We start from the raw sequence: 24,777 nt of genomic DNA, 5'->3' as shown, positions 1-24,777 counted from the left end.
CCTGTTGGGTTGCATGGCGGGGCCTTTCGGGGCCTTGCGGGCGGGGGAGCGCTGGGATCCCCCGCCGCGTTGGTTTCGTGAGGAAGCAGTGCCTACTTGAAGAACTTGGGGGCGTTCTGCGCGATGGTCTTGTCCATGGTTTCGGTGAACTGCTCAGGCGTGATGTTGCCCTGCACCAGCAGCACCAGCTCCTGCTGCAGCCGGCCGTTGGTGGTCGGATCCAGCTGCGTATCCCACGGCATGGCCTGCTTGGAACCGAGGCTGTCGGCCTGGTCCAGCGCCTTCCGGTACAGCGGGGTGGCGTTGGCCGGGACAACGGTTTCGACGTCGGTGGTGGGGGACAGCGCGCCGGTGGCGGCATATTCGGCCGGGTACTTTTCCAGGGCGAACTTCAGGAAGTCGCTCACCAGGGGATCGTAGGTTTTGGCGTTCACCGCCATGCCGATGCCGGACGGGGACACGAATTCGTTGGCCGCCGTCACGGAGTTGGCCGTGGTGGGCAGGGTAAAGAAGTCGATGTCGTTGCGGACGGCAGGATCCAGCTTCTCCGTGGCCAGGCTGGGCAGTTCCCACGTGCCGATGTTGTACATGGCGGCCTGTCCGGAGGTGAACTGGTTTTGCGCGTCGGAGTAGCCCTGGGCGGAGAAGCCGTCCTGGAAGCACTTGGCCTTGCCCAGTTCCGCCATCCAGTTCACGGTCTTCTGGCCGGCGGGATCGCTGAACTTCGCCTCGCCCTTCTTCAGCTTCTGGACGAAGTCCGGGCCGGCTTCCCGGAAGGGCTGGTAGGCGACGTAGCGTTCCAGCGGCCACTGGTCCTGCCCGTCGATGGCGATGGGGGTGACGCCGGCGCTGCGCAGGGCAGTGCACATGGCCGGGATGTCGTCGAGCGACGTGGGTACTGCGACGCCGGCCTTCTGGAGCAGTGCCTTGTTGTACCAGATGAATTCCAGCTCGAACTGGAACGGGATCATGTACAGGGAGCCGTCGTCGAAGCGCTGGTAGTCCAGCGCGCCCGGACGGTAGTCGTCGTAGACGTTGAGCGACTTCAGCAGCTTTTCGGCGTCCACCATCTTGCCCTGCTTGGCCAACTCCTGGGCGAAGGGTGTGGCGTCGGTGTCGAACAGTTCGGGCAGCTTGTTGGCTGCCGCCAGGGTCTCGAGTTTCTGGATGTAGGAGGGACGGTCCGGGGTGGTGATCAGGTTGAGCTCAAAGCCCGGGTGGTCCTTGGCGTAGTCGTCGGCCAGCTTTTTCATGATGTTGATGACCGCGCCGTCGGCGGGCCGGGAGAGCAGCCACGAGATCTCGCGCGGCTTGATCTCGCCGGTGGGGCTGACGTTGGACGGATCGGTGGAGCTTGCGCCGCCACAGGCGGTCAGCGCCAGGGCGGTAACGGCTGCGCAGGCGGCAGCGCGGAACAGGTTCTTCATTGGTCAATCTCCCTTGATTGGAACGGAGGATGGGGTTGCGGGGGTATTCAGTTGTCGGTGCGCTTGCGTACTTCGAAATCTGTGATGGTGACGGATCCTTCGCCGGCGAACACGCCTATTCCGCCGGCGGGGAGGTCGTAGATGCGGGTGCTGAGGGCCACCTGGCGGTCCACGACGGCGACGCACAGGTCACCGTCGACCACCACTTCCAGCGTGTGGCGGCCGGGCGGGAGGTGGCAGGGGCGTTCCAGTTCGATGGCGTAGGGAACGTCGCCGGAAACGTGCCATTGGGCTTCTCCGGTGATGGTCCGGGGCCATCGGTCGAACACCAGGCGTCCACGCTTCGGTTCGAGGCGGAGGACGTAGGAGTGGTCGCCGTCCGGGCTGGAGCGCAGCAGGATCCCGCATTCCGTGGTGCCCGGCTGGATGTCCAGCACCGCTTTGGCATAGAACTGCGTGGGCGGATCGTTGCTGCTCACGATGGCGGCGTAACCATCCGGGACGTTCAACTGCAGAGGCAGCTCCTGGTCCAGCTCGAGCGGGACCCCGTCCCAAAAGCTGTCCACAAGCTCGTCCGCGAGGCCGAAAGCCAGGGTCCCGTCGGGGTTCTGCCGTGCCTCCAGGACGGACATGGTGCCCGCCCACTGCCACGCGCCGTCGTCGCAATTGCCTTCCTTGCTGGCAATCCAGCCGAAGAAGAACCGCCGGCCGTCCCGCTCCGCCGTCTTGGAGGCGTAGAACGCACGCCCGTCGATGCTGTCCAGGTCCGGAACTGTCCACGGCCCCGTGGGGCTCTTGGCCATCCGGTACCGGGTGGTGAACGTTTCGGAGAACTCGGAGTAGGCCATGTACCACCACCCGTTCCATTCGAAGACGTCCGGGCATTCATGCGTGATGTACCTGCGGGGATCCCAGAACGGTTCCGTGTGCTCCCACGTCATCAGGTCCGTGGAAACGCACTGGGCGATGACCCCGCGGCGGCGTTCGGGACCGTCGGAGTGCCGGGCCGCCAGGAGCATCCGCCACAGGCCGGCCGCCTCGTCACGGAAGACGAAGGGGTCCCGCCAGTCCGCTGACTCGTAGCCGTCCGGTGCGCCGAACGTAAGCTCCGGGTGCTTGACCCACGTGTTCATGCCGTCCGTGCTGGTGGCGTGCATGACCAGCTGCAGGGGCAGTCCGTCCGTCCCGAGATTGCCCGGGTTCTGGCCGGTGTAGAACAGGTGGTGGACGCCTGAGTCGTCAGCAATGATGCTGCCTGTGTAGCAGTTGAAGTCCAGGTCGTCTGTGGTTCCGTGGGGGAGGGCCACCCCGTGGTCCTGGAATTGGGTCAGGTCCTTGGTGGTCACCAGGTTCCAGGCCGTTCCGGGCTTCGGGTCGGCGCGGACCTCGGAAAGGTAGAAGAGCCAGAACTCCCCGTCCTTCTGGAAAGGGATAAGGTCTCCAACCCATGCATCTGCGGGCTGGAAGAAGACTGGGTAGCTCATCGGCGTTGATGTCCATTTCTGCTAAAGCGTTTGATCACCATGAAGCTAGCGTGGAATGGAACGTTGATCAAGCGTTTTAGCAAAAATAGTTCCGGTGCGATTTTTCGCCCTGTTTGTGAGGGCGGCAATTTTGCTGAAACGCTTGACCATAACGGTGCGGCTGGGTATCTTGTTCTGCTAAAGCGCTTAATCAGCCGATGGGCTGATCGGCGAACCACCGATGGTTCCATCCCTAAGCGCCCGGCGGAGCAGCCGCCCCGTGAGAGGAAGTCAACGATGACATCTGCCTTTTCCCGTCGCCGTGTCCTGCAAGGCACCGGAGCAGGAGCACTCGCCCTGCTCATGGGCGGCACGATCCCTGCCACGCCGGCCTGGGCCAAGCGCTCACTGCGGGCGGTTTATCACATGACGCCGCCCTCGGGCTGGCTGTGCGATCCGCAGCGCCCGGTGTTCCTGGGCGGTGAGTACCACCTCTACTACCTGCACTCCACGCAGAACAACGGCCAGGGCGGCTGGGACCACGCCACCACGGCAGATGGCGTGGCGTTCACCCATCACGGCGATGCGCTGCCGCTGCAGCCGGACTTCCCCGTGTGGTCCGGATCCGCGGTGGTGGACACTGCCAACACCGCAGGCTTCGGTGCCGGCGCCATCGTGGCCCTTGCCACCCAGCCCACGGACGGCATCCGCAAGTACCAGGAGCAGTACCTCTACTGGTCAACCGACGGCGGCTACACGTTCACCGCGCTGCCGGACCCGGTCATCGTGAACACGGACGGAAGGGCCGCCACCACGCAGGCGGAAATCGACAACGCCGAATGGTTCCGGGACCCGAAGATCCACTGGGATGCGGTGCGCAACGAGTGGGTCTGCGTGATCGGCCGGGCCCGGTACGCGGCCTTCTATACGTCCCCGAACCTGCGTGACTGGCAGCTGAAGCGCAACTTCGACTTCCCAAACCCCGCGCTGGGTGGCATCGAGTGCCCCGATCTGTTCGAGATGACGGCCGACGACGGCACCCGGCATTGGGTGCTGGGCGCCAGCATGGACGCCTACAGCATCGGACTGCCCATGACCTACGCCTACTGGACCGGCACGTGGGACGGCACGCAGTTCCTGGCTGACGACGTCAGCAATCCGCAGTGGCTGGACTGGGGCTGGGACTGGTACGGCGCGGTGACGTGGCCGGCCGTTGAGGCACCGGAGCGCCGGCGGTACGCGATCGGCTGGATGAACAACTGGAAGTACGCCGCCCGCGACGTTCCCACGGATGCAACCGACGGCTACAACGGCCAGAACTCGATCGTGCGCGAACTGCGCCTCGAACGCCAGCCGGGCGGTTGGTACTCCCTGCTCAGCAGCCCGATCGGGGCGCTCGCGAATTACGCCAGCTCCGCCACCACGTTCCCCGGCCGCACCGTGAACGGCAGCTACGTGGTGCCCTGGAACGGCCGCGCCTACGAGCTGGAACTCGATATTTCCTGGGAGGCCGCAACGAACGTTGGGATCTCCGTGGGCCGCTCCGCTGACGGCGCCCGCCATACGAACATCGGAAAGTACGGCAACGAGCTCTATGTGGACCGCGCGCCGTCGGACCTGGGCGGCTTCTCGCTGGTGCCGTACACGCGCGCAGCAGCGCCCATCGACGCGGCCGCGCGGTCAGTGCACCTGCGCATCTTCGTGGATACCCAAAGCGTTGAGGTGTTTGTGAACGCCGGCCACACGGTGCTCTCGCAGCAGGTGCATTTCGCCGACGGTGACACCGGGATCTCCTTCTACACGGACGGCGGCCCTGCGACCTTCTCCGGCATCGCCATCCGTTCGTTCCAGTAGCCGGCCACGCGAAGCGGCGGCCCCCACGAGTCCGTGGGGGCCGCCGTCAGGTTGCGGGAGGTGGATGATCGGCAGGAAGCTAGCTGATCGCGGCCCGCAGTTCCTTGGCGGCGACGGCGGGATCGTCGGCGCTGTAGATGGAACCGCCGACGACGGCCACGTCGGCCCCGGCGCGCTGCACGGCTCCGATGGTGGACAGGTTCACGCCGCCAGCCACCGAGAACGGCACGCGGGCCTCTTCTCCTGCGCTCAGCAGCACGTCCAGGTTGTAGCCCGGCTTGGCCTGCTCATCCAGGCCGGCATGGAACTCGATGAACTTGGCGCCCAGGGCGCGGGCTTCCTGGGCGCGGGCCACCTTGTCCGCAACGCCGATCAAGTCCACCACCACGCCCTTGTTGTGGGCCGTGGCGGCCTTCACGGCGCCGGCAATGGTGGAGTCGTCGGCGCTGCCCAGGACGGACACCAGGTCCGCGCCCGCGGTGAAGGCGATTTCGGCCTCGAGCTCGCCGGCGTCCATGGTCTTCATGTCCGCGAAGACAATCTTGTCCGGGTGGGCGGTCTTGACGGCGGTCACGGCCGAGAGCCCGGCGTTCTTGATCAGCGGGGTGCCGAGCTCGATGATGTCCACGGACTCGGCGACTTTGCCGGCCAGGTCCAGGGCGGCTTCGACGGTGAGGACATCCATGGCTACCTGCAGTTTCATGTTCTATCTCTTTCGGTTGTGAAACGGACTTGCGGGGGGAGAGGGGGCTTATTCGAGGTTCGCGTGCCGCTGCCAGAGGTCCTCCGGGGCGGCGGCGTCCTCGTCCCACAGGCTTTGGAACACCGCCTCCGTGGTGGCAAAAAGCACCTGCTCAAAGAGGCTCCCGGAGTACTGCCGGGTCACCGCCGAGCCGTGGTCCGTCTTCTGTGCAGCCGGAATGAGGACGACGGCGGCGGCAGCGGCCGCGAGCGGGGAACCAGTGCTGGTGGTGTAGGCGGCCACGCGGGCGCCTTGGGCGACAGCGGTTTCCGCCGCTGTCACCACGCCGGCGGTGGTGCCGGAACCTGAGGCTGCGACCAGCAGGTCCCCGGCACGGATGGCCGGTGCCGTGGTTTCGCCCACCACATGCACCGTCAGCCCGAGGTGCATCAGCCGCATCGCCGCCATCTTCAGGACCAGGCCGCTGCGTCCGGCGCCGGTGACGAAGATCCTGTCGGCCAGCCGAAGCTCGGTCACCAGGGCTGCGATCTCTGCGGCGTCCACGTGCTGGAAGACCCTGCTGAGCTCGTCCAGGACCAGGGTCCGGTTGCGGTCAAAGGCCCGGGCTGTGCCGGTCAGGGCTGGATCAGCCGGGGCTGCCGGGGCTGCCGGGTCTGTTGCGGCGATGGTGCCCATGCTCGTACCTCCTTGAACGTTGCGATCCTTCAATGCTCGCCCGTCCGTTGGGTGGGTCCAACGCCATGATTGGACGGTCCCGGCTACCCAAAGGGGTGGGTCTCCTGCGCCCGGCCCGTACACTGGGCAGGTGGAACGCGCCAACAACACTGCCTTGCTTGAAGCCGCCGCCGCCCTGGCCGCGGCTCCCCTTATGGACATCGCCCACCGGCTGCGGGCGGCCCTCAGCCCCTACTGGGAATCAAGCGCCCTGGTGATTTTCACGGAAGACTGCACCGGCCGGCCGCAGAAGAAGGCCGGTGCCGAGGCCATCATCAGCCGCGTGTCCATCGCGGAACTGGACGCCCTCCGCACCCCGCTCACCGGTGACAGGTCCGGGGCGGATGGCGCCGCCTGGCGCGGTGAAGCCGTGTTCGGCGGCGAACTGCGCCCGGTCCTCGCGGTTTCCTCGCCCAGCAATGCACTGCTGGTCCTCTCCGACCCGCAGCCCGGCCAGGCCTCCGGGACCGGGCCGGACCCGCAGTGGGTCCTGCACTACCTCTGGACGATGGCAGCCGAGCGGATCCGCGAGAAGGTGGCTGATGCGCCGCCGTCGTACCTCATCGAGTCCCGCGCGGCCTCGGCCGAGCGCCTGCGTGTGACCGCCGAGCTGGTGGACCGGCATTCCACCACCTTGGAAACGCTGCTCGCCGCGCTGAGGTCGCCGGCGCTGGCCGACGCCGCCGCCAGGGCGGCGGCAACCGACGTCGCGGCCAAGGCCCTGGTGGGGCTCCGTACGCTCAGCGACCGCACCACGGACCTCGTGGAGGAGCCCGTTGCCTCCGCATTCCAGCGCCTGCGCGAGGACCTGCGCCCGCTGATGAACTTCAGCGGCATCGACGTCCAGTTCGTCGAGCCGCCCGTTAACGGCCGGGCACTTCCCGGCGAGGTGGCGCACGCCGCCAGGGCGATCGTCCGCGGCCTGGTGCTGGCCATGGTGGACCAGCAGGGAGTGCGCCGGATCCGCACCCAGTGGGATTGCGACGGCGTGAACCTGCTGGTCAACGTGCGCGACGACGGTCCCGGCGAACTTTCCGCCACCGAACCCGCCGTGGCACGCCTCGTCCAGCGCGTGGAGGCGCTCAACGGCAGCATGGGTGTGGACGTCATGCCGGGCTGGGGCGCCGACGTGGCCGTCACCCTTCCGCTCGACCCGCCCAGCCGACCGCCGGCCGACATTGCCGGCTGGAACCTGGGGGACCGTGAGCTGGAGGTCCTGCAGCTCCTGGCGGCGGGCCAGCGGAACCGGGGCATCGCCGCGAAGCTCCACATCAGCGAGAACACCGTGAAGTTCCACCTCCGCAACCTCTACCGGAAGATCGGCGCCTCCTCCCGCACCGAAGCCATGGCGCTCGCGCACAGCAACGGCCTGCGCTGACCTCCAGTTCGCTGGCTGCCCGTGCACCGTGTCCTGATGCGGGAGTCCCGGTGCGGTGATTTCACGCTGCGGAGGCTACTTGAGAGTATTAGTCATGGCTTCCAACAACGATCGCGAACCCGACGCCGATACCGAGGCGGGCCAGCACGGCGGCGTCCAGTCCGTGGACCGTGCCCTCGCCGTCCTGGAGATCCTGGCGCGGGACGGCCACGCCGGGGTGAGCGACATCGCCGAGGAAATGGGCATCCACAAGTCAACCGTCTCGCGGCTCCTGGGTTCGCTGGTGAGCCGGGAAATGGTCCACCAGAACAGCGAGCGGGGAAAGTACCAGCTGGGCTTCGGCATCCTGCGGCTGGCCAGCTCCATTCCGGGGCGGCTCAGCCTGGTCCGCGAGGCCCGGCCCGTCCTCGAGGCCCTGGCGGAGGAATTCAAGGAGACGGTGAACCTGGCCGTCCTCCGCTCCAACTATGCCGTCAACGTGGACCAGGCGATGGGCCCGTCAACCCTGGCCACCTACGACTGGGTGGGAAACCTGACACCGCTGCACGCCACCTCGAGCGGCAAGGTGCTGCTGGCCGCGCTGCCGGCGGAAGACCGGGACCGCATCCTGAAGGAGACGGGACTCCCGGCGCGGACGCCCCGGACCATCACCAACCGGAAGGAACTCGAAACCCAGCTGATCGACGTCGCCCGCGAGGGCTACGGCGTGGTGCGGGAGGAGTTCGAGATCGGGCTGACTGCCGTTGCCGTTCCGGTCTACAACCACCTGGGCGCCGTGATCGGGGCCATCAGCATTTCAGGGCCGGCGTTCCGCTTTGATCCGGAAACGGCCCCTGGGCTTATCGAAGCATTGAAGCAGGGCGGGCTCCAGGTCAGCGCCAGGATGGGTTACACCGGGCGCCGGTGACTGGGCGCCGCTGCGGCGGCTTGATTCACTCCGGGTTGTCCCCGTGCACGTTGCTGAGGTTGTCCTCGGAGCGGTCCAGGTACGCCAGCAGGAGATCCGCGGCGCGGTCCAGTTCGCCGGACTCCAGCGCCGCGCAGATGGCCTCGTTGTCCGCCAAATAGTGCTGGTAGAACTGCGCGTCCACTGTGGCTTTGTGGAAGAACAGCCGCATTTCCGCCAGGACCTGGCTCATGATGCTGTTCAGCCGGGGGCTCCTGGCCATGGCAACAATAGCGCCGTGGAAATGCTGGTTTGCGGTACCCAGGGCTTCATTGTCTCCAGCCGCGGCGGCGCGTTTTCCTTCCTCGACGGCGGCCCGGACGGCGGCGACGTCTTCCGGACTCCCGCCCGCGCGCAGGGCGCTGACTTCGATGGCGCGGCGGACCGTGTAGACGTCATGGACATCCGCGGCCTCAAGACTGGCCACAAAAACGCCCCGGTTGGGGTGCCGGACCACCAGCCGCTCGCTGGCCAGTTCCGCGAAGGCCTCCCGCACCGTGTTGCGTGAGACGCCCAGGTCCTCCGCGATGGTGGATTCGGTAAGGCGTGCCCCGGGGAGCAGGGCCCCCTCCGCCAACTGCAGGCGGAGTTCGTCAGCCACCCGTTCCGCCACGGAGGGGACGGCCACCCGGAGGCGGCCTGCGGAGCGGAGTGTGGTCTCTTGAGCGGGCATACTTCAGAATTTACACGATCGTCACATCGTGGAATCGAAGGATTGTTGAACAATCCGTAGATTTAGGGCATCCTAGTAAAGACCGCTCAATGAGATGGAGATCACAAGTGGCAAGCATCGACCTGAACAGCGACGTTGGCGAATCGTTCGGACACTGGACGCTTGGCGACGATGCCGCCATGTTCCGTTCCGTCACGAGCGCCAACGTGGCCTGCGGATTCCACGCCGGCGATCCCAGCGTGATCCGCCGCACCTGCCGCGAGGCCACGGCCGCCGGCGTTGCCATCGGTGCACACGTCGGCTACCGGGACCTCGCCGGTTTCGGCCGCCGCTTCCTCGACATCCAGCCCAATGAACTGGCCGATGACGTGGTATACCAGATCGGTGCCCTGCAGGCGCTGGCCGCCACCGAGGGAGCAAAGGTCCGTTACGTGAAGCCGCACGGCGGCCTTTACAACGCGATCATCCACCACACCGCCCAGGCGCAGGCCGTCGTCGACGCCGTGAAATCGGTTGACCCGGGCCTGCCGATCATGGGCCTTCCCGGTTCCGAAGTCCTGCGGCTTGCAGGGGAAGCGGGCCTGCGTGCGGTTCCCGAAGCGTTCGCGGACCGCGCGTACAACCCGGACGGAACGCTCGTCTCCCGGTCTGAACCGGAAGCGGTCCTTTCCGACCCCGCCGAAGTGGCGGAGCATGTATTACGGATGGCCACCGAAGGGTCCGTCAGGACCATCGACGGTTCCATCCTGAAGATCCGCGCGGAAAGCATCTGCGTGCACGGTGACTCGCCGGGGGCCGTAGCCATGGCCGCTGCAGTGAAGTCCGCTCTCGGGGACGCCGGTGTCAGCATCGGCTCGTTCCTCTAAACCTGTTCCCGGCCGCTCACCGGCCCCGCACCATCCCCTCACCCCGGAGGAAAAACATGACCAGCACCAACAAGGCAGCAAGGACCGCGGCAAGGAAGCCGCCGCCCGGCGCGCTCAAGGCCTACATTGCCAGCCTCACCGGCACCTCGCTTGAGTACTACGACTTTGCCATCTACTCCGTCGCCTCTGCGCTGGTGTTCCCCAAGATCTTCTTTCCCTCAAATGACGAGTTCGTCGGGCTGCTGCTCTCCTTCTCGGCCTTCGCGGTGGGGTACCTGGCCCGTCCCATCGGCGGCGTGATCTTCGGCCGCCTCGGCGACAAGATCGGCCGCAAGTACGTCCTCGTGTTCACCCTGGTGCTGATCGGCGTCGCCACCGTCCTCATCGGCGCCCTGCCTGACTACTCGGTCATCGGCGTCGCAGCCCCCACCATCCTGGTGCTCCTGCGCCTGGCCCAGGGCATCGGCGTCGGCGGTGAATGGGGCGGTGCGGTCCTGCTGTCCAGCGAATTCGGCGATCCCAACAAGCGCGGTTTCTGGTCCTCGGCTGCGCAGATCGGCCCGCCGGCCGGCAACCTGATGGCCAACGGCGCCCTGGCGATCCTGGCGGCCACGCTCAGCACCGAGGCCTTCCTCTCCTGGGGCTGGCGCGTAGCCTTCCTCGCCTCGGCCATCCTGGTGGTCTTCGGCCTCGTGATCCGCCTCAAGCTGGAGGAAACCCCGGTCTTCAAGGCCATCCAGGCCAAAGGCGACCGCCCCAAGGCGCCCATCAAGGAAGTCTTCACCACCGAACCCCGGGCCCTGGTCTCGGCCGCCCTCTCGCGCCTCTGCCCCGACGTCCTCTACGCGCTGTTTACCGTGTTCGTGGCCGTCTACGCCACCAAGGAACTGGGCATGACCACGGGCAACGTGCTGGCGGCAATCCTCGTCGGATCCGCTTTCCAGCTCTTCCTGATCCCGGCCGCCGGCGCCCTCACCGACCGCCTCAACCGCCGCTGGGTGTACGGCGTTGCCGCCGCCGCAACCGCCGCCTACATTCCGCTGTTCTTCCTGATGATCCAGGGCAAATCGGTGGTAATGCTGACCATCGGCGTGGTGATCGGCCTGGCCCTGCACGCCTTCATGTACGGCCCGCAGGCCGCCTTCATCACTGAACAGTTTCCGGCCCGCCTCCGCTACGCCGGCAGCTCGCTGGCCTACACCCTGGCCGGCGTCATCGGCGGCGCCGTGGCCCCGCTGATCTTCACCGCCCTGTACGGCGCAGCATCCGGCGGCTGGCACCTGATCGCCGGGTACATCCTCCTGACGGCCATCATCACCATTGTGGGCATGCGCCTGGGCCGCGACCCGCAGCCCGAGGCCGACCTCCGCCTGCTCCACGACGGCCACGCCCAGGAGAGCCACGCCTGACCGGCGCGGATTGCCATGGAAACAGTCACCAACCCCGCCACTGCGCGCGTCCACGCCGCCCGTGTTTTGGCCGTACGGCCGGTAGGCACGACGGCGGTGCTCGCCGAACTCTCCGGGCTCCACGACGTGCTGGCGCTGCAGGCCCTCCTGCTGGAGCATCCGCTGCCCGGCCAGGTGGAGGTCCTCGCGGCCGCCGAAACCGTGATGGTCAAGGCGGATTCGCCCCGGGCCGCACGGCGGATGGCGGCCCGGCTGCTGGAGCTGGACCTGGCGGTGCACGCGCAGCCGGAAGGCAGGCTCGTGGTCATCGAGGCCGTGTACGACGGCGAGGACCTCGCTGACGTGGGCAGGCTCACCGGCCTCGGTGCCGAGGGAGTGGTGGCGGCCCACACGGGGCAGGTCTGGACCGTGGCCTTCGGCGGCTTTGCCCCGGGCTTTGGATACATGGTGGGGGAGAACCAGCTGCTGGAAGTCCCGCGCCGGAGCTCCCCGCGGACTGCCGTCCCGGCCGGATCCGTGGCCCTTGCAGGCAACTATTCCGCCGTCTACCCCCGGCAGTCCCCGGGCGGCTGGCAGCTGATCGGCCGCACCGCCGCCCGGATGTGGGACCTGGCCCGCGAGCAGCCCGCCTTGGCTGCCCCCGGGGACCGGGTGCAGTTCCGGGCGGTGCGGGAACTCGTGGAACTTTCCGCCCCGGAGGCTGATGCCCAGAATTCCGAAGCACCGGCAGCCCGGGAACAGGCCGGCCGTTCCGGACTGCGGATCCTGTCGCCCGGGCTCCAAAGCCTGGTCCAGGACCTTGGCCGGCCCGGCTACGGCGGCCTCGGTGTTTCCGCAGCCGGTGCGCTGGACCGTTCCTCCCTGCGCCGTGCCAACCGCATCGTGGGCAACGAGCCAGCTGCCGCCGTCGTCGAAACCGTTGCCGGCGGCCTGCGCGTGCAGGCCGTGGGAGACCAGGTGCTGGCTGTCACCGGCGCGCCGGCGGCACTGACTGTTGCCACGCCGTCGGACGTTCCCGCCGGCCCCGAAGCTGCGGATGCGGACGACGCCGGCCTGCCGGAGCGGGTGCGCGAGGTGCCCATGGCCACGGCATTCGCCCTGCTGGACGGCGAAACCCTGACCCTTGGCGCCCCGGAACGGGGCTTCCGCACCTACCTTGCCATCCGGGGCGGCGTGGACGCCGAAGCCGTGCTCGGCAGCCGGTCCACGGACACCATGTCCGGGATCGGGCCTGCGCCGCTGGCCCCGGGGCAACTGCTTGCCGCCGGAGCCGCCACGTCCTCCAACGTGGTGGGAAATCCTGAGGTGCAGCCGGACTTCCCGGACACCGGGGTGACTGTCCTGGACGTCGTGCCCGGTCCTCGGGATGACTGGTTCGGCGCCGCCGCACTGGAATCGCTCTGCACCCAGGACTGGAGCGTCACGCCGCGCTCCAACCGGGTGGGCATGCGCCTGGACGGTGAGCCGCTCCAACGGAGCCGGGACGGGGAACTGGCCAGCGAGGGGACCGTTGCCGGCGCCATCCAGGTCCCGCCGGAAGGGCAGCCCGTGTTGTTCCTGGCGGACCACCCCATCACGGGAGGCTACCCCGTGATTGGCGTGGTGGTGGACCACCAGCTGGACCTCGCCGCCCAGGTGCCCATTGGCGGCCGCATCAGGTTCCGTTGGGCCCCCGGCTACGGCCTGCCCCTTGAACCGTCCAGCACTTCCCTCAACGTTTCCCAGAAAAAGTGAGCAGCACATGCGCAAGGTCCTGATTGCCAACCGCGGAGAAATCGCCGTCCGCATCGCCCGCGCCTGCGAGGACGCCGGCCTGGAGTCCGTCGCCGTGTACGCGGACGTCGACGCGGACGCCATGCATGTCGGCGCCGCCACGGAGGCCTACAGCCTGGGCGGCAACGCGCCGTCGGAAACCTACCTGGATATCCCCAAGCTGCTTGCTGTCGCCAAGGAGTCCGGAGCGGACGCGGTGCACCCGGGATACGGGTTCCTGTCAGAGAACGCCGACTTCGCCCAGGCCGTGCTGGACTCCGGCCTGACCTGGATCGGGCCGGCACCGGAGGCCATAAGGCTGCTGGGCAACAAGATCACGGCCCGCGAAATCGCCGTCCGGGCAGGCGCGCCCCTGGTGGCCGGCAGCGACGGGCCGGTGGCCTCGGCCGGCGAGGCACGTGCCTTCGCGGAAGAACACGGCCTGCCCATCGCCATCAAGGCAGCCTTCGGCGGCGGCGGACGCGGGCTCAAAGTGGTCCGTGAAATGGACCAGATCGAGGAAGCCTTCGACTCGGCGGTCCGGGAAGCGGTGGTGGCCTTCGGCCGCGGCGAGTGCTTCGTGGAGCGGTACCTGGACCGGCCCCGGCACGTGGAAGCGCAGGTCCTGGCGGACCGGCACGGCAACGTGGTGGTGGTGGGAACGCGCGACTGCTCCCTCCAGCGCCGGCACCAGAAGCTGGTGGAGGAGGCGCCCGCGCCCTTCCTCACCGAACAGCAGACCCGCCAGATTTACGCCGCCGCCAAGGCAGTCTGCCGCGAAGCCGCCTATACGGGGGCGGGGACGGTGGAATTCCTGGTGGCCGCCGACGGCACGGTGGCGTTCCTCGAGGTGAACACGCGCCTGCAGGTGGAACACCCCATCACCGAGGAGACCACCGGGGTCGACCTGGTCCAGGAGCAGTTGCGGATCGCTGCCGGTGAGCCCCTGCGCCTCGCGGCCGATCCCGAACCCCGCGGGCATTCGTTCGAATTCCGGCTCAACGCCGAGGATGTGGGGCGGGGGTTCCTGCCCTCGCCCGGAACCATCGCCACGTTCAGCGGCCCAACGGGTCCAGGCATCCGGCTGGATTCGGGAGTCCGGGCCGGGTCCATCGTTGCGCCGCAGTTCGATTCGCTGCTGGCCAAGCTGATCGTCACCGGCGCCGACAGGCAGCAGGCGCTCCGCCGGGCCCGCCGTGCGCTGGCGGAAATGGAAATCACCGGCGTGGCAACCGTGCTGCCGTTCCACCGGGCCGTCGTCCAGGCGCCGGACTTCACCTCGGAAACCGCGCTTCGCATCCACACCCGGTGGATCGAAACGGACTTCGCGGGATCCATCCCGGCGGATCCCGGGTTCAGCACAACCGCTCCGGACGGTGCCCGGCGCACCATCACCGTCGATGTCGACGGCCGGCGCCTCGCCGTCGGCCTTCCCGCGGCCCTGCTGGACGGCTGGGCACGTTCCGGCGCCGGCCTGCCTGCAGGCGTTTCGCCGGCCGGGCATTCTTCGGAGGGGGAGCGCGACGGCGGCGCCGCGGCTCCCATTGTGGACCCCAGTGAGCTGCGGGCCGACATGGCGGGGACCGTGGTGAAGTGGCTCGTGGAACCGGGTGCCGAAGTGGCGGCGGGGGACCCCGTCGTCGTCCTTGAGGCCATGAAGATGGAAACCCAGGTTGCCGCCCACCGCGGCGGCACCGTCACGGAGATCCGGGCGAAAGCAGGCGGCGTAGTGAGTGCCGGGGCAGTCCTGGCGACGATCGCGGGTTAACCGGGAAACGAACGCGGAACCGTGGGGCCAACCGGCGGCTGTGCTTTCGCAGCGCTCAGAGATTCTCTTCGGGCCGGGCGGTGAGGATCCGATTGGCGTTGACCTGCAGGATGCCGAGCGACTCCTGGATCAGGGGTGAGGCGATGCTGCCCCTGCGCACCGCTGCGACAATGCGGCGCGTGGGCTTCGTTTGACCGGTGATGCGTAGCCGGACCACGTTTTCGGCACCATGCAAAGGCGCCAGCCGGGGCAGCAGGCCGACGCCCAGCCCCGCACCCACGAATGCGATGTGGGTTTCCCATTCAACGGCTTCATGGGCAATCCGCGGTGTCACCCCGACTGCCGTGAACGCCGCGGTGAAGAGGGAATGATAGGTGGAACCGGCGGACTCCGTGATCCAGGGTTCCGATGCCAGCTCTTCAAGCGTCGCTGTTTGGCGTGATGCCAGCGGATGGTCACCGGGAATGATCACGTCCAGCGGATCGTCGAGCAGGACTCTCTGCTCGAAGCGCGGATCGTCCTCACCGTAACTGTCGGACTGCATGGCGACGATAACTGCAAGGTCGATTCGTTCCGCAATCAACAAGTCGAAGCAGCGGGCCGGATCAGCCTCAAGGACCTGCACCTCCAGCAGGGGGTGTGTTGAGCGCAGGGTGGCGGCCAGCGGTGCGAGCAACTGGGCGGCTGCAGAGGAGAATCCGCCGAGGCCAAAGTGGCTCTGCACCTGGTCGCCGGCCTCCATGGCTGCGGCGCGCAGGCTCTCCCATTGGGCAATGAGGGGATCCGAGCCCGCCACGAGAAAGCGTCCCGTGGCGGTAAGCCGCACGCCCCGGCCGTCCTTCGCCAGCAGCTGCATTCCCAGCACGCGCTGCAGCTCCCGCAATTGCGCGGAGACGGCAGATGGAGAATAGCCCGTGAGCTCAGCGGTCCCGCCTATTGTGCCGCACCGGGCGAACACGCGAAGTGTGATGAGCCTCGGATCGATCATGCATCTATTCTGCATGGTTATCTTCAAAATCTTGCGCTTTTGTTGCAGCTGATGTGTCCCTAATCTCATCATTACAAGTTCTTCGACCAGGCCGTTAGCACCCGCGCACCCGTGGTCACCCCGCAACACCCACTACCCATGCCTCCCGGGAGGAAACCCATGACTGCTTCAGTGAACGTGCCCCTCAATTCACGCGGAAGACTCGCTGCATCCTTGCCTGCCGAGCAGCTGGCGGAAATTACCGCGTTGTTTGAGTTCCGGCGCACTGGATACTCCCTCGATGCCCCCTTCTACACCGATCCCTCGATCTTCAAAATCGACATGGAGGCCATCTTCGGCCAGCACTGGATCTTTGCCGCCAGCACCGCCGAACTGCCGGAGCCGGGCGACTACGTCACGGTCGACTATGGGCCCTACTCCCTGATTGTGCTGCGCAACGACGATGGTGCCGTGAACGTCCTGCACAACGTATGCCGGCACCGCGGCGCCCGCGTTCTCACCGAGGCTGCCGGTTCAACCGGAAACCTGGTCTGCGGCTACCACTCCTGGACCTACTCGCCGGAGGGCAATTTGATCCATGCCTCCGCCCCGGGGGAAACGAAGTTCGACAAGAGCTGCTTCGGCCTCAAGCGCGCCCACGGACGCGAGGTCGCCGGACTCATTTTCGTCTGCATTGCGGATGAACCGCCGGCGGACTTTGACGAGACCTCAAAGATCTTTGAGCCCTACCTGGCGCCCCACGATCTCTCGAAGACAAAAATCGCCTACCAGCAGAACATCATTGAAGAGGGCAACTGGAAGCTCGTCATGGAGAACAACCGTGAGTGCTACCACTGCGACGGCCACCCTGAGCTCGCCTGCTCCCTCTTCCCCACCTGGGGCCTGACGGAAGGCCTGATCCCGCCCCATCTTGAGGAAGTGTGGGACCGGAACAAGGAGGCCCAGTCCTCCCTTGAGGAGCGTTGCCGCCGCTACGGCCTTCCCTACGAGGTGGTCGAGCAGCTTGACACGCGCATCGCGGGAATCCGCATCTCACGGGAATCGCTCGATGGAGAGGGCGAATCGTTCTCCGCGGACGGTCGGAGGCTTTCCAAGAAGCTGCTGGGTGACTTGCCCGACTTCCGCCTTGGCCGCTGCTCGATGCACCTGCAGCCCAACAGCTGGTTCCATTTCCTCGGCGACCACGTCATCACGTTCGCTGTCTTCCCCATCAACGAACACCAGAGCCTCGTACGCACCACCTGGCTGGTGGCCGACGACGCAGTGGAAGGCGTCGACTACGACCTGGAGAAGCTCACCCACACCTGGAAGCAGACGAACCTGCAGGACAAGGCGTTCGTGGAGCTGTGCCAGCAGGGCGCCGGCAGTCCCGCCTACGAGCCCGGGCCCTACATGAAGAGCGAATACCAGGTCGAGGCATTCATCAACTGGTACGTGCAGCGCGTGCAGGAGCACTTGGCGTGATTGAACTCCTCACTGAAACGGCAATCCAGGAACCACAGCGTATTCGCGGTCTTGAGATGCCGTGGAACAGGGTGATGGGAAACACCGAGACACCCGCCCGGGCAGCCCGTGCACTGGGTCCATGGCATCCGCAGGAGTTCATGGCCGAATGCGTCGAGACCGTTCCCGAGGCCGGCGCCATGATGACCTTCGTGTTCCGCCGATGCGACGGCGCGCCTTTGGCGTTCCGTGCCGGCCAGTACGTGAACGTCGCATTTCCCGTGAATGGCGAGGACCAGGAGCCGGTGGACCGCAGCTACTCGCTGTCCAGCTCGCCCACCGAGCCGTGGACCTTCAGCATCACCGTCAAGTGCGACCCCACGGGACTGGTCTCGCCCTGGGTGCACGAGAACGTCAAACCCGGCACCGTTCTTGAGATGCTGGGACCGGTGGGAGCATTCCACCTCCCAGATGCCGACCGACGTGCACGGTATCTCCTGCTTGCCGCCGGCGCAGGCATCACGCCCATCATGTCCATGGTGCGGACCATCCATTCCCTGCCCGGACACGCCGATGTTGTGGTGCTCTACCACGGCTCGGATCCTGGAGGCTTTGCCTTCCACCGGGAATTGGCCTATATCGCCTCCGTGGACTCGCGCGTCAAGGTCTACTACTCCCTGGGTGACCGCAGCGTGCCGGAGGGGTGGGAAGGGCTCAGTGGAAGGCTGACGGCGGCCACGCTCGAGGAGGTGGCCCCCGACGCCAACGGCCGCCAGGTGTACGCATGTGGTCCCGAGGGTTACCTGAACACGGCCACCGAGCTGCTCAAGAAGGTCGGCGTCGACGACACTTCCATTTACATGGAGTTCTTCTCGGGAGACCGCCAGACGCTCCTTGAATACCAGGCGGAGGTAGCACTTGCAGCCGACGTCGCGGAGGAAATCGCCGAGGAGATCGCCGATTCCGCCGAGGACTACTTTGAAAGCCAGCCCGCGGCGTTCGGGCTTTACGAGCCTGGCTACGACGCTGACGGGACTCTGCAGGCCTCGGGCCTGCCGCTGGAAATCGCGGACCCGGACACGCCCGGCTCCGACCCCTCCGCCGACAGCCCGGGCGGTGAGCCGGAAGCCGGTTCCCCTGATGCCTCGAGCTTCGACACGGTGGGAACAGGCAGCCTCACCATGTCCTTCATGCGTACCGGCATCAATGTGCGGATCGACCCCACCGAGCGCATCCTCGAGGTGGCCCAGCGTGCGGGCGTCAGGATCGGCGCGAACTGCAAGGAAGGCATGTGCGGCTCCTGCAAGGTCGTCAAGCTTTCAGGGGAGATCGAGATGAACCACCAGGGCGGGATCCGGGCGCGGGAAATCTCTGCGGGTAAGTTCCTGCCCTGCTGCTCCACCGCGCAGACGGACCTGGTGATCGATGCCTGACCCCCTGTTCCGGCCCGCTGTCAAGGCGTGGCCGGAACCCCTGAAATAGGGCTTAAGACTTCAGAAAAACCTTGACACGCGGCCGCTACGCAGGCCACTCTGTTGCTTATCGCGAGACGTGTTGATCTTTACGGAACAACTGCCGCGATGGAAGCAAAGCTGACCTTGATGACCGAATGCCAGGAAGACCCCGATCTTCCGCCCGGCTTGGGGACGCCGGAGTACAGCGTCAAAACCGAGAATTCAAACCAAAGGACTTGACATGGCTTTGAGCAGCGACATCCGCCCGGATGCCCAACCCCCTCTCGAGATGGAAGAGCCCAAACCCGTGCCCGCACCGGAGCACGCTCCTTCCGCCCACGACTCACACGACGCGGAGGACACCGAACAAATCATGCAGGAACTCCGCCAGACCAGGGCCGAACAGGCTGTGGCAGAACGGCGGAACCGTAAGCTCACCCTCGACAAGGCCACCTTCGGCATCACCGGTGTCCTCGCCCTGGCCTTTGTGGCCTGGGGCTTCCTGGGCCGGGACAGCCTGGCCGCCACCTCAACACTCGCCCTGGGCTGGGTCATGGAGTACACCGGCTGGCTCTTTATGGTCCTGGCCTCGTTGTTCGTTGTGTTCGTCCTCTGGCTGGCCCTGGGCAAGTGGGGCAACATTCCCCTCGGCAAGGACGGCGAAAAGCCCGAGTTCCGCACCGTTTCATGGATCGCCATGATGTTCGCTGCCGGCATGGGTATCGGCCTGATGTTCTACGGCGTTGCCGAACCGCTCTACCACTACATTGCGCCGCCACCCGGCACCGTGGACGGACGGACCCCCGCAGCCATCCAGACGGCCATGGCCACCTCCATCTTCCACTGGACGCTGCACCCGTGGGCGATGTATGCCGTCGTCGGCATCGCCATGGCCTACGGCACATACCGCCTGGGCCGCCGGCAGCTGATCTCGGCAGCGTTCACGTCGCTGTTCGGCATCAGGACGGTAGAAGGCCCGGTGGGCAAGTTCATCAACATCCTGGCGATCTTTGCCACGCTGTTTGGCACGGCCGCGTCCCTGGGCCTCGGCGCACTCCAGATCGGCAGCGGACTGACATCCAACGGGTGGATCGGCGAGATCGGCACACCTGTACTGGTGGCCATCGTTGCCATCCTGACCGCCTGCTTCGTCGCCTCGGCAGTGTCCGGCATCAGCCGCGGCATCCAGTGGCTGTCCAACATCAACATGGTCCTCGCCGTGATCCTGGCGCTGATCGTCTTCGTGGCCGGACCCACCCTGTTCATCCTCAACCTCATTCCGGCCGCAGTAGGCGACTACGCCAGGGACCTGGCCGAAATGTCCTCGCGGACCGAAGCAGTGGGGGACGAGGCGCTGCGCACCTGGATGTCCGGCTGGACCATCTTCTACTGGGCCTGGTGGGTTTCCTGGACGCCGTTCGTGGGCATGTTCATCGCCAGGATCAGCCGCGGACGCACCATCCGGCAGTTCGTCACCGGTGTCCTGCTGGTTCCCAGCATCGTGAGCGTCATCTGGTTCGGGATCTTTGGCGGCACGGCCTTCAAGGTCCAGGAAGACGCGGACAAGGCCGGCACCCCGGGCCTGGTGTCCATGGCCAGCGGTTCACCGTCCATCGACTTCGACGGAGCCCTCTTCGACCTGGTCCGGAACATGTCCATGCCTGCCTGGCTGACCGCAGCCGTTATTGTCCTCGCCATGGTCCTGGTGGCCATCTTCTTCATCACCGGTGCCGACTCGGCGTCGATCATCATGGCGTCCCTGAGCTCCAACGGATCCTCCGACCCGAAGCGCGGGCTCGTCATCTTCTGGGGCCTGCTCACCGGCGCAGTCGCCGCCGTGATGATGCTGGCCGGCGGTGATGAGCCCTCCGAGGCGCTGTCCGGCCTGCAACGCATCACCATCGTGGCCGCCCTGCCGTTCGTGCTGGTCATGCTGCTGCTCTGTGTCGCCCTGGTCAAGGACCTGCGGCGGGACCCGCTGTCCCTGCGGCGGCGGCTGGCTGACTCCGTAGTTGAGCGCGCCATCCGTACGGGCGTTGACCAGCATGGCGGCGTCCAGTTCGACCTCGTCACCAAGCATGAATGCGGCGAACGCTGCCCGGACGGCACCTGCCGGGGAGACAGTCCAGGCAGTGATGCAGCCAGCAGCGATTCCCCGAAAGCGGGCACCACCAACGGTGTACCCGCTGACGCCATCAAACCGGCACCCACACTTTAGGAGCACACCATGACCATCGTTATCGAGAACATCCCGTCAGGCACCGCCGCTGTCGGCGCCCCTGCCAGCAGCACCGCCGCAGCCGCCGCAGCCACGGCGGGCCCCACCACGCGCCAGGCCCAGTTCGTCCTTACCCTGTCCTGCCCGGAGCAGCCCGGCATCGTCCGGGCAGTCACGGCCTTCCTGGCGGACCGCGGCTTCGACATCGTGGAGCACCAGCAGTTCGACGACCATGTCAGCGGCAAGCTCTACCTCCGCACGGCCTTCACCCTTGGCTCCGACATCCACCAGGAGAACGGGCTCAACCACCAGGACGTGGAAGGCCTCAGCTCGGCCTTTGCGCCCATCGCCGCTGAGTTCGCCATGGACTTCACCATCAACGACGGAAGGCCGCAGCGGCTCCTGGTGATGGTCTCGAAGTTCGGCCACTGCCTTAACGACCTCATCTTCCGGTGGCAGGCCGGGAGCCTTGGCGCGGAGATCGCCGTCGTGGTTTCCAACCATGAGGACCTGCGTCCCATGGCGGAAGCCGCCGGACTGCCCTTCATCCACGTCCCGGTGACGTCGGCCACCAAACCCGAGGCCGAGGCCCGGCTCCTGGAACTGGTGGCCGAGTACAACGCGGACCTGGTGGTCCTGGCCCGCTACATGCAGGTCCTTTCCAACGATCTGTGCGAAAGCCTCCGTGGCCGCGCCATCAACATCCACCACTCCTTCCTGCCCGGCTTCAAGGGCGCCAAGCCGTACCACCAGGCCTATGACCGCGGCGTGAAGCTCGTCGGAGCCACCGCCCACTACGTGACGGCAGACCTTGATGAGGGACCCATCATCGAGCAGGAGGTGTTCCGGGTGGACCACAGCCTCGACGCGGACGCCCTGGTGACCGTGGGCCGCGACGCCGAAACACAGGCGCTGGCCCGGGCCGTCAAATGGCACTGCCAGCACCGGGTCCTGCTCAACAACACCCGCACCGTCGTCTTCCGCTAACGCCAACGCCCGCCAAGCTAACAGGAGAAACAAGACCCATGAGCGCATCACCACGCGTTGTCATCATCGGCGCCGGCATTGTCGGAACCAACCTTGCCGACGAACTCGCCACCCGCGGCTGGACCAACATCACGGTGGTGGAACAGGGCCCGCTGGAACTTGCCGGCGGCTCCACGTCGCACGCGCCGGGCCTGGTGTTCCAGAACAACCCGTCACGGACCATGACCGAATTCGCCACCTACACGGTGAACAAGCTGCTGGCCCTGAGCAAGGACGGCCAGTCCTGCTTCAACCAGGTGGGCGGCCTGGAACTGGCAACCACCCCCGAGCGCCTGGCCGACCTCAAGCGCAAGATGGGCGTGATGACCTCCTGGGGCGTCGAAAGCAGGATCGTCGACGCCGACGAATGCGAAAAGATCTACCCCCTCCTGAACACGGGCAAGCTCACCGGCGGCCGCGAAGTCCTGGGCGGCCTGCTCATCCCCACCGACGGCCTGGCACTGGCCGCCCGTGCGGTGCAGTTGCTGATCGAACGCTCCAGCGAGCGTGGCGTGACCTTCCTCGGCTCCACTACGGTGACCGGCATCGCCCGGGAGGGCGGCAAGGTGACCGGCGTCGAAACCGGCAACGGACTGATCCCGGCGGACATCGTGGTGTCCTGCGCAGGTTTCTGGGGCCGTGAACTCGGCAAGATGGTGGGCCTGGAAGTCCCGCTGCTGCCGCTGGCCCACCAGTACGCCATCAGCACCCCGCTGCCCGAACTCGAGGGCGTCAACGAGCTTCCCAAGGGCGCCGGCAAGCCCATCCTGCGCTACCAGGACAAGGACCTGTACTACCGGGAATGGGGCGATCGCATCGGCATCGGCAGCTACGCCCACCGTCCCATGCCGGTGGACATGTCCGCCCTGCCGAAGGTCGCCGCAGAGGAAATGTCGGACCACCGCATGCCCTCCCGCCTGGAGTTCACCCTGGAAGACTTCCTGCCCGCCTGGGAGGACAGCCAGGACCTGCTGCCGGCGCTGCGCAGCTCAGCGATCCAGGACGGCTTCAACGGCATCTTCTCCTTCACCCCGGACGGCGGCCCGCTCATGGGCGAGGCGCCCGAGCTCTCCGGCTTCTTCGTGGCCGAAGCCGTCTGGGTCACGCACTCGGCCGGCGTGGCCAAGGCAATGGCGGAGCTGCTGGTGGAAGGCCGGTCCCGCACGGACCTGCACGGCTGCGAACTCACCCGCTTCGAGAAGGTCCAGACCTCCGATGCGTACGTCAGCGAGACATCCCAGCAGAACTTCGTGGAGATCTACGACGTGATGCACCCGCTGCAGCCCAGGGAATCTCCGCGGGACCTGCGCGTGAGCCCGTTCAACGTCCGCCAGAAGGAACTGGGAGCGTTCTTCCTGGAGTCCGCTGGCTGGGAGCGGCCGCACTGGTTCGAGGCCAACCGCGGCCTGCTCGAGGAGCTGCCGGCCGAGTGGCAGGCGCCGGAGCGGGACTCCTGGTCCGCCATGTTCTCATCCCCCATCTCGGCGGCCGAGGCGTGGAAGACGCGTACCGCCGTCGCGCTTTTCGACATGACGCCGCTGAAGCGGCTGTCCGTGGTGGGCCCGGGCGCGCAGGCGCTGCTGCACCGGCTCAGCACCGGCAACATTGCCAAAAAACCGGGCGCAGTCACGTACTGCCTGCTGCTGGAGCACGACGGCGGCATCCGCAGTGACGTGACCGTCGCGCGGCTGGCGGAGGAGGACTTCCAGCTGGGCGTGAACAGCAACGTGGACTTCGACTACCTCCGGGTGGAGGCCCGGAAGCAGTCCGCTGCCGATCCAAGCCAGTGGGTGCATGTCTCCGACATCACCGGCAGCACCTGCTGCATCGGGCTGTGGGGCCCGCTGGCGCGCGAAGTGATCGGCAAGGTCAGCTCGGACGACCTCACCAACGACGGCCTGAAGTACTTCCGCACCAAGGAAATCTCCGTGGGCGGCATCCCGGTGACAGCCATGCGGCTCTCCTACGTGGGCGAACTCGGCTGGGAACTCTACACCACCGCCGAGTACGGGCTGAAGCTCTGGGACCTGCTGTTCGAGGCGGGCCGGGAGCACGGCATCATCGCCGCCGGCCGCGGCGCCTTCAACAGCATGCGGCTGGAGAAGGGGTACCGGCTGTGGGGCACGGACATGACGTCCGAACACCACCCCTACGAGTCCGGCCTGGGCTTCTCGGTGGCCAAGGACAAGACCGGTTTCGTGGGTTGTGAGGCTCTCGCCGCCCGCAAGGAGCAGCCCGCCACGCGGGCGCTGCGCTGCCTGACGGTCGACGACGGCACGTCCATCGTGCTGGGCAAGGAACCGGTGTACGCGGACGGAGCTGCGGTTGGTTACGTCACGAGCGCCGCCTACGGCTACACCGTCCGCAGGCCGATCGCCTACGCTTGGCTGCCGGCGTCGGTATCCGAGGGCGACTCGGTGGAGATTGAGTACTTCGGCAAGCGCATCGCAGCCACCGTCACCCCCGAACCGCTCTTCGACCCGGGCATGGAGCGCCTCCGCGGCTAACCGTTCGCGGGAGGGTACGACATTTGCCCCTGGGCTCCCGTCCTCAGGTCGAGGCCCGCGGTTAAATGTCGTACCCTCCCGCGATGATTTTGGTATGGGGAAAGCGGCGGTGGCGAAGGCGTTTGCGGACATGAATGCCGCTCTTGCCGTGCTCATTGCCGAGGCGGACGGGTGCGGTTCGGAGCCGT

18 protein-coding genes are annotated in these 24,777 nt (G+C 66.7%); 12 read left to right on the top strand and 6 right to left on the bottom strand.

All coding sequences use genetic code 11. From position 1 onward, the window contains the following. Positions 1–92 precede the first annotated feature (92 nt). Together PV768_RS12060 and PV768_RS12055 are read right to left on the bottom strand one after the other, a co-directional pair. Positions 93–1,427: an ABC transporter substrate-binding protein gene (locus tag PV768_RS12060; protein ID WP_157239881.1), complete on the bottom strand. Its 1,335-nt coding sequence runs from the start codon at positions 1,425–1,427 to the stop codon at positions 93–95. Positions 1,428–1,474: 47 nt separating this feature from the next. Further along, complete coding sequence (locus tag PV768_RS12055) at positions 1,475–2,911, bottom strand: GH32 C-terminal domain-containing protein (RefSeq protein ID WP_421093115.1); 1,437 nt, start codon at positions 2,909–2,911, stop codon at positions 1,475–1,477. A 276-nt stretch (positions 2,912–3,187) separates the two neighbouring features. On the opposite strand from PV768_RS12055, the gene PV768_RS12050 reads away from it, so the two are divergent. After that, positions 3,188–4,744, top strand: a complete 1,557-nt coding sequence (locus PV768_RS12050; RefSeq protein ID WP_421093114.1) for a glycoside hydrolase family 32 protein — start codon at positions 3,188–3,190, stop codon at positions 4,742–4,744. 79 nt (positions 4,745–4,823) lie between these two features. Here PV768_RS12050 and hxlA read toward each other — a convergent pair whose 3' ends face one another. After that, positions 4,824–5,447, bottom strand: a complete 624-nt coding sequence (hxlA, locus tag PV768_RS12045; RefSeq protein ID WP_421093113.1) for a 3-hexulose-6-phosphate synthase — start codon at positions 5,445–5,447, stop codon at positions 4,824–4,826. A 48-nt stretch (positions 5,448–5,495) separates the two neighbouring features. Continuing rightward, positions 5,496–6,122: a 6-phospho-3-hexuloisomerase gene (gene hxlB, locus PV768_RS12040; RefSeq protein ID WP_421093112.1), complete on the bottom strand. Its 627-nt coding sequence runs from the start codon at positions 6,120–6,122 to the stop codon at positions 5,496–5,498. Positions 6,123–6,315: 193 nt separating this feature from the next. Between hxlB and PV768_RS12035 the strand changes: the two genes are divergently transcribed. Both PV768_RS12035 and PV768_RS12030 read left to right on the top strand, forming a co-directional pair. Continuing rightward, positions 6,316–7,539, top strand: a complete 1,224-nt coding sequence (locus tag PV768_RS12035; RefSeq protein ID WP_421093183.1) for a LuxR C-terminal-related transcriptional regulator — start codon at positions 6,316–6,318, stop codon at positions 7,537–7,539. Positions 7,540–7,633: 94 nt separating this feature from the next. After that, positions 7,634–8,446, top strand: a complete 813-nt coding sequence (locus PV768_RS12030; RefSeq protein ID WP_157239871.1) for an IclR family transcriptional regulator — start codon at positions 7,634–7,636, stop codon at positions 8,444–8,446. A 25-nt stretch (positions 8,447–8,471) separates the two neighbouring features. On the opposite strand, the gene PV768_RS12025 is transcribed toward PV768_RS12030, so the two are convergent. Further along, on the bottom strand, positions 8,472–9,158 hold the full coding sequence (locus PV768_RS12025; protein ID WP_104996383.1) for a GntR family transcriptional regulator: 687 nt from the start codon (positions 9,156–9,158) through the stop codon (positions 8,472–8,474). A 107-nt stretch (positions 9,159–9,265) separates the two neighbouring features. Between PV768_RS12025 and PV768_RS12020 the strand changes: the two genes are divergently transcribed. The 4 genes from PV768_RS12020 to PV768_RS12005 are packed head-to-tail and all read left to right on the top strand — an operon-like array spanning position 9,266 to position 14,953. Then, on the top strand, positions 9,266–10,024 hold the full coding sequence (locus PV768_RS12020) for a LamB/YcsF family protein (protein ID WP_321215007.1): 759 nt from the start codon (positions 9,266–9,268) through the stop codon (positions 10,022–10,024). A gap of 56 nt (positions 10,025–10,080) precedes the next feature. Further along, positions 10,081–11,433 carry an MFS transporter gene (locus PV768_RS12015; RefSeq protein ID WP_157239868.1) on the top strand — a complete coding sequence of 451 codons (1,353 nt, stop codon included), beginning with the start codon at positions 10,081–10,083 and terminating at the stop codon, positions 11,431–11,433. Between the two features lie 15 nt (positions 11,434–11,448). After that, entirely contained in the window at positions 11,449–13,167 is a 1,719-nt protein-coding gene (locus tag PV768_RS12010) for a 5-oxoprolinase/urea amidolyase family protein (RefSeq protein ID WP_421093111.1), read from the top strand. 7 nt (positions 13,168–13,174) lie between these two features. After that, the gene (locus PV768_RS12005; RefSeq protein ID WP_321215009.1) at positions 13,175–14,953 is read left to right on the top strand and encodes a biotin carboxylase N-terminal domain-containing protein; all 1,779 of its coding nucleotides are present in this window, start codon (positions 13,175–13,177) and stop codon (positions 14,951–14,953) included. A gap of 55 nt (positions 14,954–15,008) precedes the next feature. Here the strand turns inward: PV768_RS12005 and PV768_RS12000 are convergent, their stop codons facing one another. Then, the gene (locus PV768_RS12000) at positions 15,009–15,941 is read right to left on the bottom strand and encodes a LysR family transcriptional regulator (protein WP_157239862.1); all 933 of its coding nucleotides are present in this window, start codon (positions 15,939–15,941) and stop codon (positions 15,009–15,011) included. A 159-nt stretch (positions 15,942–16,100) separates the two neighbouring features. On the opposite strand from PV768_RS12000, the gene PV768_RS11995 reads away from it, so the two are divergent. The 5 genes from PV768_RS11995 to PV768_RS11975 all read left to right on the top strand — a co-directional run bounded on the left by PV768_RS11995 (position 16,101) and on the right by PV768_RS11975 (position 24,589). Then, positions 16,101–17,405: an aromatic ring-hydroxylating oxygenase subunit alpha gene (locus tag PV768_RS11995; RefSeq protein ID WP_157239860.1), complete on the top strand. Its 1,305-nt coding sequence runs from the start codon at positions 16,101–16,103 to the stop codon at positions 17,403–17,405. Then, positions 17,402–18,817: a ferredoxin reductase gene (locus tag PV768_RS11990; protein WP_421093110.1), complete on the top strand. Its 1,416-nt coding sequence runs from the start codon at positions 17,402–17,404 to the stop codon at positions 18,815–18,817. Before PV768_RS11995 ends, PV768_RS11990 begins: the two co-directional genes overlap by 4 nt. Positions 18,818–19,079: 262 nt before the next feature. Beyond that, positions 19,080–21,056 carry a BCCT family transporter gene (locus PV768_RS11985; protein ID WP_157239858.1) on the top strand — a complete coding sequence of 659 codons (1,977 nt, stop codon included), beginning with the start codon at positions 19,080–19,082 and terminating at the stop codon, positions 21,054–21,056. 9 nt (positions 21,057–21,065) lie between these two features. Then, entirely contained in the window at positions 21,066–22,043 is a 978-nt protein-coding gene (purU, locus tag PV768_RS11980) for a formyltetrahydrofolate deformylase (protein WP_157239856.1), read from the top strand. Between the two features lie 38 nt (positions 22,044–22,081). Beyond that, positions 22,082–24,589, top strand: a complete 2,508-nt coding sequence (locus tag PV768_RS11975) for a GcvT family protein (protein WP_321215012.1) — start codon at positions 22,082–22,084, stop codon at positions 24,587–24,589. Positions 24,590–24,777 lie beyond the last annotated feature (188 nt).

The organism is Pseudarthrobacter sp. CC4, assembly GCF_048957775.1.
GTDB lineage: Bacteria > Actinomycetota > Actinomycetes > Actinomycetales > Micrococcaceae > Arthrobacter.
This window is presented reverse-complemented; position numbering and strand designations above follow the sequence as displayed.

Bases quoted from the DNA above. Each gene is read 5' to 3' on its own strand.
- PV768_RS12060 (WP_157239881.1), bottom strand. From the start codon at position 1,427: ATGAAGAACCTGTTCCGCGCTGCCGCCTGCGCAGCCGTTACCGCCCTG.
- PV768_RS12055 (WP_421093115.1), bottom strand. From the start codon at position 2,911: ATGAGCTACCCAGTCTTCTTCCAGCCCGCAGATGCATGGGTTGGAGAC.
- PV768_RS12050 (WP_421093114.1), top strand. From the start codon at position 3,188: ATGACATCTGCCTTTTCCCGTCGCCGTGTCCTGCAAGGCACCGGAGCA.
- hxlA (WP_421093113.1), bottom strand. From the start codon at position 5,447: ATGAAACTGCAGGTAGCCATGGATGTCCTCACCGTCGAAGCCGCCCTG.
- hxlB (WP_421093112.1), bottom strand. From the start codon at position 6,122: ATGGGCACCATCGCCGCAACAGACCCGGCAGCCCCGGCAGCCCCGGCT.
- PV768_RS12035 (WP_421093183.1), top strand. From the start codon at position 6,316: ATGGACATCGCCCACCGGCTGCGGGCGGCCCTCAGCCCCTACTGGGAA.
- PV768_RS12030 (WP_157239871.1), top strand. From the start codon at position 7,634: ATGGCTTCCAACAACGATCGCGAACCCGACGCCGATACCGAGGCGGGC.
- PV768_RS12025 (WP_104996383.1), bottom strand. From the start codon at position 9,158: ATGCCCGCTCAAGAGACCACACTCCGCTCCGCAGGCCGCCTCCGGGTG.
- PV768_RS12015 (WP_157239868.1), top strand. From the start codon at position 10,081: ATGACCAGCACCAACAAGGCAGCAAGGACCGCGGCAAGGAAGCCGCCG.
- PV768_RS12010 (WP_421093111.1), top strand. From the start codon at position 11,449: ATGGAAACAGTCACCAACCCCGCCACTGCGCGCGTCCACGCCGCCCGT.
- PV768_RS12005 (WP_321215009.1), top strand. From the start codon at position 13,175: ATGCGCAAGGTCCTGATTGCCAACCGCGGAGAAATCGCCGTCCGCATC.
- PV768_RS12000 (WP_157239862.1), bottom strand. From the start codon at position 15,941: ATGATCGATCCGAGGCTCATCACACTTCGCGTGTTCGCCCGGTGCGGC.
- PV768_RS11995 (WP_157239860.1), top strand. From the start codon at position 16,101: ATGACTGCTTCAGTGAACGTGCCCCTCAATTCACGCGGAAGACTCGCT.
- PV768_RS11985 (WP_157239858.1), top strand. From the start codon at position 19,080: ATGGCTTTGAGCAGCGACATCCGCCCGGATGCCCAACCCCCTCTCGAG.
- purU (WP_157239856.1), top strand. From the start codon at position 21,066: ATGACCATCGTTATCGAGAACATCCCGTCAGGCACCGCCGCTGTCGGC.
- PV768_RS11975 (WP_321215012.1), top strand. From the start codon at position 22,082: ATGAGCGCATCACCACGCGTTGTCATCATCGGCGCCGGCATTGTCGGA.